Annotated in this window: 8 protein-coding genes; 2 read left to right on the top strand and 6 right to left on the bottom strand. The window is 68.9% G+C overall.

The genetic code is table 11. The annotated features are described in order from the left end of the window. Nucleotides 1-90 precede the first annotated feature (90 nt). A complete protein-coding gene (locus C0481_RS20920) occupies nucleotides 91-816 on the bottom strand; it encodes an ATP12 family protein (RefSeq protein ID WP_293407569.1) in 726 nt (241 codons plus the stop codon). A gap of 80 nt (nucleotides 817-896) precedes the next feature. Here C0481_RS20920 and C0481_RS20915 point away from each other — a divergent pair, with 80 nt between their 5' ends. Then, the gene (locus tag C0481_RS20915) at nucleotides 897-1,985 is read left to right on the top strand and encodes a winged helix DNA-binding domain-containing protein (RefSeq protein WP_293407567.1); all 1,089 of its coding nucleotides are present in this window, start codon (nucleotides 897-899) and stop codon (nucleotides 1,983-1,985) included. Here the strand turns inward: C0481_RS20915 and C0481_RS20910 are convergent. Together C0481_RS20910 and crcB are read right to left on the bottom strand one after the other, a co-directional pair. Then, the gene (locus C0481_RS20910; protein ID WP_293407565.1) at nucleotides 1,982-2,968 is read right to left on the bottom strand and encodes an RluA family pseudouridine synthase; all 987 of its coding nucleotides are present in this window, start codon (nucleotides 2,966-2,968) and stop codon (nucleotides 1,982-1,984) included. The two genes, C0481_RS20915 and C0481_RS20910, sit on opposite strands and share 4 nt — an antisense overlap. After that, on the bottom strand, nucleotides 2,965-3,348 hold the full coding sequence (gene crcB, locus C0481_RS20905; RefSeq protein WP_293407563.1) for a fluoride efflux transporter CrcB: 384 nt from the start codon (nucleotides 3,346-3,348) through the stop codon (nucleotides 2,965-2,967). Before crcB ends, C0481_RS20910 begins: the two co-directional genes overlap by 4 nt. A gap of 110 nt (nucleotides 3,349-3,458) precedes the next feature. On the opposite strand from crcB, the gene C0481_RS20900 reads away from it, so the two are divergent. Next, nucleotides 3,459-4,232 carry a hypothetical protein gene (locus tag C0481_RS20900; protein ID WP_293407561.1) on the top strand — a complete coding sequence of 258 codons (774 nt, stop codon included), beginning with the start codon at nucleotides 3,459-3,461 and terminating at the stop codon, nucleotides 4,230-4,232. Here C0481_RS20900 and C0481_RS20895 read toward each other — a convergent pair. Genes C0481_RS20895 through C0481_RS20885 form a run of 3 tightly spaced genes read right to left on the bottom strand, consistent with a single transcriptional unit; the run spans nucleotide 4,229 to nucleotide 6,846 of the window. Then, nucleotides 4,229-4,723, bottom strand: coding sequence for a hypothetical protein (locus C0481_RS20895; protein ID WP_293407559.1), 495 nt, complete (start codon nucleotides 4,721-4,723; stop codon nucleotides 4,229-4,231). The genes C0481_RS20900 and C0481_RS20895 overlap by 4 nt on opposite strands. Nucleotides 4,724-4,771: 48 nt before the next feature. Continuing rightward, nucleotides 4,772-5,548, bottom strand: coding sequence for an RluA family pseudouridine synthase (locus C0481_RS20890; protein ID WP_293407557.1), 777 nt, complete (start codon nucleotides 5,546-5,548; stop codon nucleotides 4,772-4,774). Next, the gene (locus tag C0481_RS20885; protein ID WP_293407554.1) at nucleotides 5,545-6,846 is read right to left on the bottom strand and encodes a replication-associated recombination protein A; all 1,302 of its coding nucleotides are present in this window, start codon (nucleotides 6,844-6,846) and stop codon (nucleotides 5,545-5,547) included. The genes C0481_RS20890 and C0481_RS20885 overlap by 4 nt, the downstream gene beginning before the upstream one ends. Between the last annotated feature and the right edge of the window lie 27 nt (nucleotides 6,847-6,873).

Raw genomic sequence — 6,873 nt, 5'->3', positions numbered from 1 at the left:
TCTTCAAGGATGTGCTTCACGCAACGGCCTCCCACGCCAAGCTTCAAGGCGTAGTCGGACGATCCGGCGCTGGCAACCGCGCAGGCCGCCTTATGCCAGAGCCTTGAACCAGCTCTCGAGCATGCGCGCTTCCTCCAACAGACGCGCCGTGCGCTCGGCGGCCTCCTCGTCCACGCCCCACTTTTCTTCCTGGTAGGCCTCGTCGATCCGCGAGAGCGTCCAGGACTCCTCGCCCGTCAGCCAGCCGCGCTGCAGCGACAGGGCCAGCACCGCCGAGCCGAACAGCGGCGTGCCGAACGCCACCCCGGTTAGGGCGAAGTCGTCGAGCTCCAGCGCCAGCGCCTTGACCTTCTCCAGGGTCTCCTCCGGCTGCTCGGCGTGGACGATCCCGGTGGCGCGGCGGAACACCAGGGCCAACTCGTGCTCGGCCCGGCGCAGCACCGGCTCCCAACCGGCGACCTGGCGGTCATAGAGGCTGTTGCCGCTTTCCGAGAAATAGCAGAGCAGGTCCGAGGCCGCGTACTGGGCGATCTGGCTGGCGGTCGCATCGCGAGCCTGGGGAATCGCCTCGGTGGCGGTGAAGGCCAGACGCGTGATGTGCATGGCCGCGATCTCGATGTGCTTGCCCTGCGCGTCCCATTCGGCGGCGACCATTTCGGCCAAGGCCATGGTCGGGACCGACAGCTTGCCGCCCTTGGGCGAGCGGACGTTGCGGCCGTCGAGCTTGACCGAGAAGGCGCCGTCCTCGGCGACCACCGAGACGTCCTTGTAGAACCGCTTGGGCTTCTCGCCCGGCTCGATGAAGCCCTTCTGCACGCTTATCTCCTTAGCTCCCGGGTGCAATGACGCCCCCGACGCGATTGCGCAAGCTGGGGCGGGGCGGCGATCCTTGGCGCATGAACGACACCGTCCTTACCCCGCGCGACCTCAATCGCATCCTGCTGGACCGGCAGATGCTGCTGGAGCGGCAGACGCTCGATCCGGTCGCGGCGCTGGAGCGGCTGTTCGCGATGCAGGCGCAGCTGCCGCGGGCGCCGTTCCTGGGCCTGTGGGCGCGGCTGCAGAACTTCCGGCGGCAGGATCTTCTGGACGCTATCCAGGCCCGTCGGGTCGTCCGCTCGACCCTGATGCGCGGCACGCTGCACCTGGCGAGCGCCGAGGACGTGCTGGCCTTCCGCACCACGATTATGCCTGCGCGCGACGTCACCCTGCCGTGGGGCCTGAAGCCCACTCCGGAGTTGCTGGACGCCGTCCTGGCGATCGGCCGGGAACACTTCGCGCCGGAGCCGAAGGACTTCGAGAGCGTGCGGCAGGTGCTGGAAGCGCATGGATTCGAACCGGTGCGTCCCCTCGCCTACGCCACGCGGATGTTCCTGCCGCTGGTCCAGGCGTCCTCCGACGCCCAGTTCGGCCACGAGCCCGGCGGCGACTTTACCCTGGCCAGCACCTGGCTCGGACGCGACGAGCATGAAGGGCCCCAGCCCCAGGCTCTGGCGCGGCGGTATCTCGCCTCGCACGGCCCTTCGCTTCCGGCCGACTTCTCGGCTTGGTCGGGGCTGAAGGCGGCCGCCGCCACCTTCGAGTCGCTGAGCGACGAACTCGTGACCTTCAAGGACGAGCGCGGCCGCAAGCTCTACGATCTGAGGGACGCCGCGCGCCCAGTAGGCGACACCCCTGCGCCGGTCCGGCTGTTGGCCGATTTCGACGGGGCAGTGCTCTGCCGCGCCGACCGAACCGGGATCATCCGCCCCGAGCATGCGCCGCTGGTGGCCAGCAAGAACGGGCTGATCCCGGCCACGGTGCTGATCAACGGGGTCGTCGCCGGAACCTGGCGGATCGAGGCCAAGAAAAAGTCTGTCGCTGTCAGCGTACGCCTGTTCGGCAAAGTCGCCGCCAAGGACCGCAAGGCGATCGAAGCCGAGGCCTTGTCGGCCGCCGCTTTCCTCTCGCCCGACGCCAAGCCGAACGTGGCCTTTGAGGCCTAGTATCGCCGCTTGCGGCTCTTGAACGGCTCGGGATCGGCCTCGTGTTCGTCGAAGCCGAAGCGGTTGAAGCCTTCCTTCAGCTCCTTGCTGATCGGCGCCTCCAGGATCAGCGTGCCGCGCGACGGATGCGGCAGGGTCAGCCGGCGTGCATGCAACTGCAGCTTCAGGCTCCCGGAGAGCTCGGCCGAGGCGTCGGTCTTGTACTTGGGATCGCCCAGGATCGGATGGCCCATGGCCAGCATGTGCGCCCGCAGTTGGTGGGTGCGGCCGGTATGCGGGCGCAGGGCCATCCAGGCCACGCGGTGCGCCGCGCGGCTGACGGTCACGAACTCGGTCTCGGCCGGGTCGGCGTTGGGATCCTTCGGATCGGCCGGAACGACCATCTCGCGGTCGCCGACGCCCTTCTTGACCAGGTGCAGCTCCATCACCCCTTCCGAGGGCTTGGGGTTACCGATGACCAGCGCCCAGTAGGTCTTTTCGGCACGGCGGCGCGCAAAGGCGCCAGATAGCTTGGCCGCAGCCCCGGGTGTCTTTCCCAGCACCAGAACACCGGAGGTGTCGCGGTCCAGCCGATGGACCAGGCGCGGGCGCTCCAGCCCCTCGCCCCATGCGCTGAGCAGGCGATCGACGTGCTTGGTGGTCTTGGTGCCGCCCTGCACCGCCAGGCCCGAGGGCTTGTTGATCACCAGGACTTCCTCGTCCTCGTAGATCACCAGCGACTTGGCGTAGGCGATGTCTCGCGGATCCAGGCCGGGCTTGTCGCCAGCCTTGGGCGCGTCGGGCAGCGGCGGCACACGGATCATCTCGCCAGCGGCCAGGCGCTGGTCGGGCTTGGCGCGGGCGCCGTCGACACGAATCTGCCCCGAACGAGCGAGCTTCTGGATCTGGATCTGCGAGACATGCGGCCAGCGGCGGCGGAACCACCGGTCGAGGCGCACGCCGTCTTCGCCGGGATCGACGGCGATGTTACGAACTTCTCTCACGCGAACGCCCTCCGGGCCAAAATCAGACCGACGAACAGCGCGCTCATCGAAAGTAGAACCGAGGCCGTCGCATAGGTGAACGCTTGGCCGTAGGTACGGCGCTCGACCATCAGAGCGACCTCCAGCGAGAACGCCGAAAAGGTCGTGAAGCCGCCCAGGACGCCAACGCCCAGCAGGACACGCAGCTTCTCCTGGTCGGCGCCTCCGCGGTGGGCGAGATAGCCCGCCAGCACGCCCATCAGCAAGCCGCCTGAGACGTTGGCGATAAAGGTCCCGAACGGCCAGTTCGGCCCCCAAAGCCTGAAGGCCTGGACCCCAAGGGCGTAGCGCGCCACGGCGCCCACAGCGCCTCCAGCGGCCACGAGTAGAACCTTTTCCATGCGCCCTTATGCGACGCACCGCCCCTCTGGCGCAAACGGTCGGTTAATCGAGCCTCGTCACGACCGGTTAAGTCAGCCCCGGCATGGTCCGAGCCCAATTGGCTTTCTGGATGACGGACGTGGCGGGCGAGAGCGGAGTTGAGGCGCAGGTGGGACCTTCCGAAGGTCTGCCGCCCTGGACCTTCGCCACCAGCGAGCGCCGGATCCTCGCGCTCGACTATTCAATCGAAGAGCTCGTCAGCCTGCGCCACGAGGCGACCGCAGCGCTGCGGATCCGTCCGGTTGTGCGCCACGTGAAGACCGGCGTCATCATCCCCACCTGGGCCTATGGCCGCCTCACCGACAGCGATGTCGAAGCCATCGACCGCGCGACCCTCGACTTCGCCAGCCGCCTGCGGCCGTCGGACGCCGAAGCCAAACTGCCGCTGATCATCCCGCAATCGTTCCGCACGCTGGCCGGCCGTCGCGGTCGCGCCGGCCTGGCCCACGCCACCCATGGATCGACCGAGATGCTCAAGGCGCGCATCATCATCGAGATCACCGAGATCGGCCGCGGCACGCCGCCGGGACGCCTGAACGAGGTCGCCAGCCTGCTCGGCGCAACGTGCAAGGGGGTGTTCGGCCGTCTGCAGCCCGGCCGTGACGCCGCCGCCGCGTTCAAGGACGTGCGGCTGCAAGCCCTGGCGCTCGACGCCGGCGACATCGTGGGGACCGACGGCGACGTGGCGGCCGCCCTGCTGGAGGTCGGCGAACAGGCCCAAGGCCTGGCGCCGCTGCTGATCGCCCAGGGCCTGCCCTCGGAAGGATTCGCCGACGTCGCCGAAGTCGCGGGATTCACCCACGTCGCGAACCGCGTCCAGGACGCGCCGGCCGTCCGAGCCTAGAGCCGCCCGCCGATCGTGCTCCGGACGTTCGCCGCGTCGTAAACTTGGCCGGTCGCCGAAGGCGGTTGGGTTCCACGTCCCATGATGATCTCTATGGTCTGGGTCAGGGCCGGGCCGCCGCCGAGGTTGAAGCTGGTGCCCACGCCGACGCCGACACCGCTGCTGTAGCCGCCGCTGCCGCCGCCCGCCCCCACCGAAACGCGCGGACTGCTGTCATAGCCGCTCTGCGCCACGTAGCGATCCACGACCCGGAACCATTCGTAGCCATCGGCCAATGTCAGGTCGGCGGCGCGCAGCAACGCATAGTCGGAAACCTGGGTGATCGGCGCGCCCGCGCCGCCGCGGAACGTCACCCGGTATCTTCCCGGCTCGATCCGCATCTCAGAAAAGCCGACGCCGTCGGCGCGGGTGGCAGGCCCGTAGACGGTCGGGGCGGTGGCGCAGGCGCCGAGCGCGGCGCAGAGCACGATGATCGTTGTCAGGCGTCGCATGCGGTGACCTCACCAACGCCGCGGTTCGCACGGCTTCCTGGCTAACGGTCAAGCCTCGGCGGCGTTCCCGGCCAAGCCCAGGGTCTCAATCAGCGACTGCATGTCGGCGGGCGTCTCGGCGGTGATGGTCTTCGTACCCCCGGCCGGGTGCGGAAAGGTCAGCGCCGCGGCGTGCAGCATCAGCCGAGGAACCGGGCGACCGCCAGCCACCAGGGCCCCGCCATAGCGAGCGTCGCCGGCGATCGGCCGCCCGATCGAGGCCAGATGGACACGGATCTGGTGCATTCGGCCGGTCTGCGGGTTCGCCTCGACGAGCGCCGCCCCCGTCGCCTTGGCCAACGTCCGATAGCGCGTCAGCGCCGTCTCGGCATCCGGGTGGTCGGGCGGGCAAACGCGCATGTAGGCTTCGCGCCCGGCCTCCTCGCGGCGCAGGGCGGCCTCAATCACCCCGCCAGCCGGCTCCGGCGCGCCCGGCGTGACGATGGCCCGATAGGTCTTGGCGAAGCGCCGGCCCATCATGTGCTTGCCCAGGAAACTCGCCGCCGGCTTGGTCTTGGCGGTGAGGATCACCCCGGAGGTGTCACGGTCGAGCCGGTGGATCAGCCGCGGACGCGCCTTACCCGGCTTGGCGAAGGCCCAAAGCAGTTCGTCCAGCGTGTTGACCTGCCCGCGCCCGCCCTGGCTGGACAGGCCCGACGGCTTGTTCAGCGCCATGATGTCGGCGTCCTCGTAGATCACCAGGCTGCGGACCAGCGCGATCTCGTCGGCGGTCAGGACGACAGGCTTGGGCTGGGCCTTCACCTTCGGCGGCGTGCGCGGCTTCACGAGCGGCGGTTCCGCTGCTCGGCCCAACGCTCCAGACGCTCCTTGATCCGCGCCTCCACGCCGACTTCCTTCGGCTCATAGAAGCGCTGTCGCTCCATGCCGTCCGGGAAGTAGTTCTGGCCCGAGAAGCCGCCCTCGACGTCGTGGTCGTAGGCGTAGCCCTTGCCGTAGCCGAGGTCCTTCATCAGCTTGGTCGGGGCGTTGCGGATGTGGGCCGGCGGCATCAGCGAGCCGGTCTCGCGCGCCGCCCGCTGGGCGGCCTTGAAGGCCACATAGACGGCGTTGGACTTGGGCGCCGCCGCCAGGTGCACCACGACCTGGGCCAGGGCCAGTTCGCCCTCCGGACTGCCAAGGAAGTCGTAGGTGTCCTTGGCGGCGTTGGCCAACACCAGGGCCATCGGATCGGCCTCGCCGATGTCCTCGACGGCCATGCGGATCAGCCGCCGGGCGATGAACAGCGGGTCCTCGCCGCCGCCCAGCATCCGCGCCAGCCAGTAAAGCGCCGCGTCGGGGTCGGAGCCGCGCACCGACTTATGCAGGGCCGAGATCAGGTTGTAGTGCTCTTCCCTATCCTTGTCGTAGGCCGGGCTGCGCTTCTGAAGGATCTGGCCCAGGTCCTTGATCGACAAGGGTTTCGCCGAGCCGATGTTGAACAGCGTCTCGGCCAGGGTCAGGAGGTAGCGGCCGTCGCCGTCGGCCATGGCGACCAGGGCCTGGCGCGCCTCGGGTTCCAGCGACAGGGCCCTTTGCTCGTGGGCTTCGGCCTTGGTCAGCAGCGACTCCAGCGCCTCGTCGTCGAGCCGTTTGAGGACGTAGACCTGAGAGCGCGAGAGGAGCGCTCCATTGAGCTCGAACGACGGGTTTTCGGTGGTGGCTCCCACCAAGGTGACGATGCCCTCCTCCACGAAGGGCAGGAAGCCGTCCTGCTGGGCCCGGTTGAAGCGGTGGATTTCGTCGACGAACAGCAGGGTCGACTGGCCGGCGGCGCGCCGCATCCGCGCCTGCTCGAACGCCTTCTTCAGATCGGCGACGCCGGAGAACACCGCCGAGATCTGCTGGAACTCGTAGCCGGCCTCCTTGGCCAGCAGGCGGGCGATGGTGGTCTTGCCAGTGCCGGGCGGCCCCCAGAGGATCATCGAAGACAGCCGTTTGGCCTCGGCCATCCGGCCGATCGGACCTTCTGCGCCCAGCAGGTGATCCTGCCCCACGACCTCGCCCAGTCGCTGCGGGCGCAGGCGGTCGGCGAGCGGCGACGGCGCGTGCGGCGTCAGCCCGGCTGCTTCGAAGAGATCGGCCATAGGCGCCTTCTACCGCCCTTCACGGAC

The organism is Phenylobacterium sp. (genome assembly GCF_013822795.1).
GTDB lineage: Bacteria > Pseudomonadota > Alphaproteobacteria > Caulobacterales > Caulobacteraceae > Phenylobacterium.
This window is presented reverse-complemented; position numbering and strand designations above follow the sequence as displayed.

What these genes read in the sequence shown, in the direction of transcription:
- crcB (WP_293407563.1), bottom strand. Translation starts at nt 3,348, where the DNA reads ATGGAAAAGGTTCTACTCGTGGCCGCTGGAGGCGCTGTGGGCGCCGTG.
- C0481_RS20915 (WP_293407567.1), top strand. Translation starts at nt 897, where the DNA reads ATGAACGACACCGTCCTTACCCCGCGCGACCTCAATCGCATCCTGCTG.
- C0481_RS20895 (WP_293407559.1), bottom strand. Translation starts at nt 4,723, where the DNA reads ATGCGACGCCTGACAACGATCATCGTGCTCTGCGCCGCGCTCGGCGCC.
- C0481_RS20900 (WP_293407561.1), top strand. Translation starts at nt 3,459, where the DNA reads ATGACGGACGTGGCGGGCGAGAGCGGAGTTGAGGCGCAGGTGGGACCT.
- C0481_RS20885 (WP_293407554.1), bottom strand. Translation starts at nt 6,846, where the DNA reads ATGGCCGATCTCTTCGAAGCAGCCGGGCTGACGCCGCACGCGCCGTCG.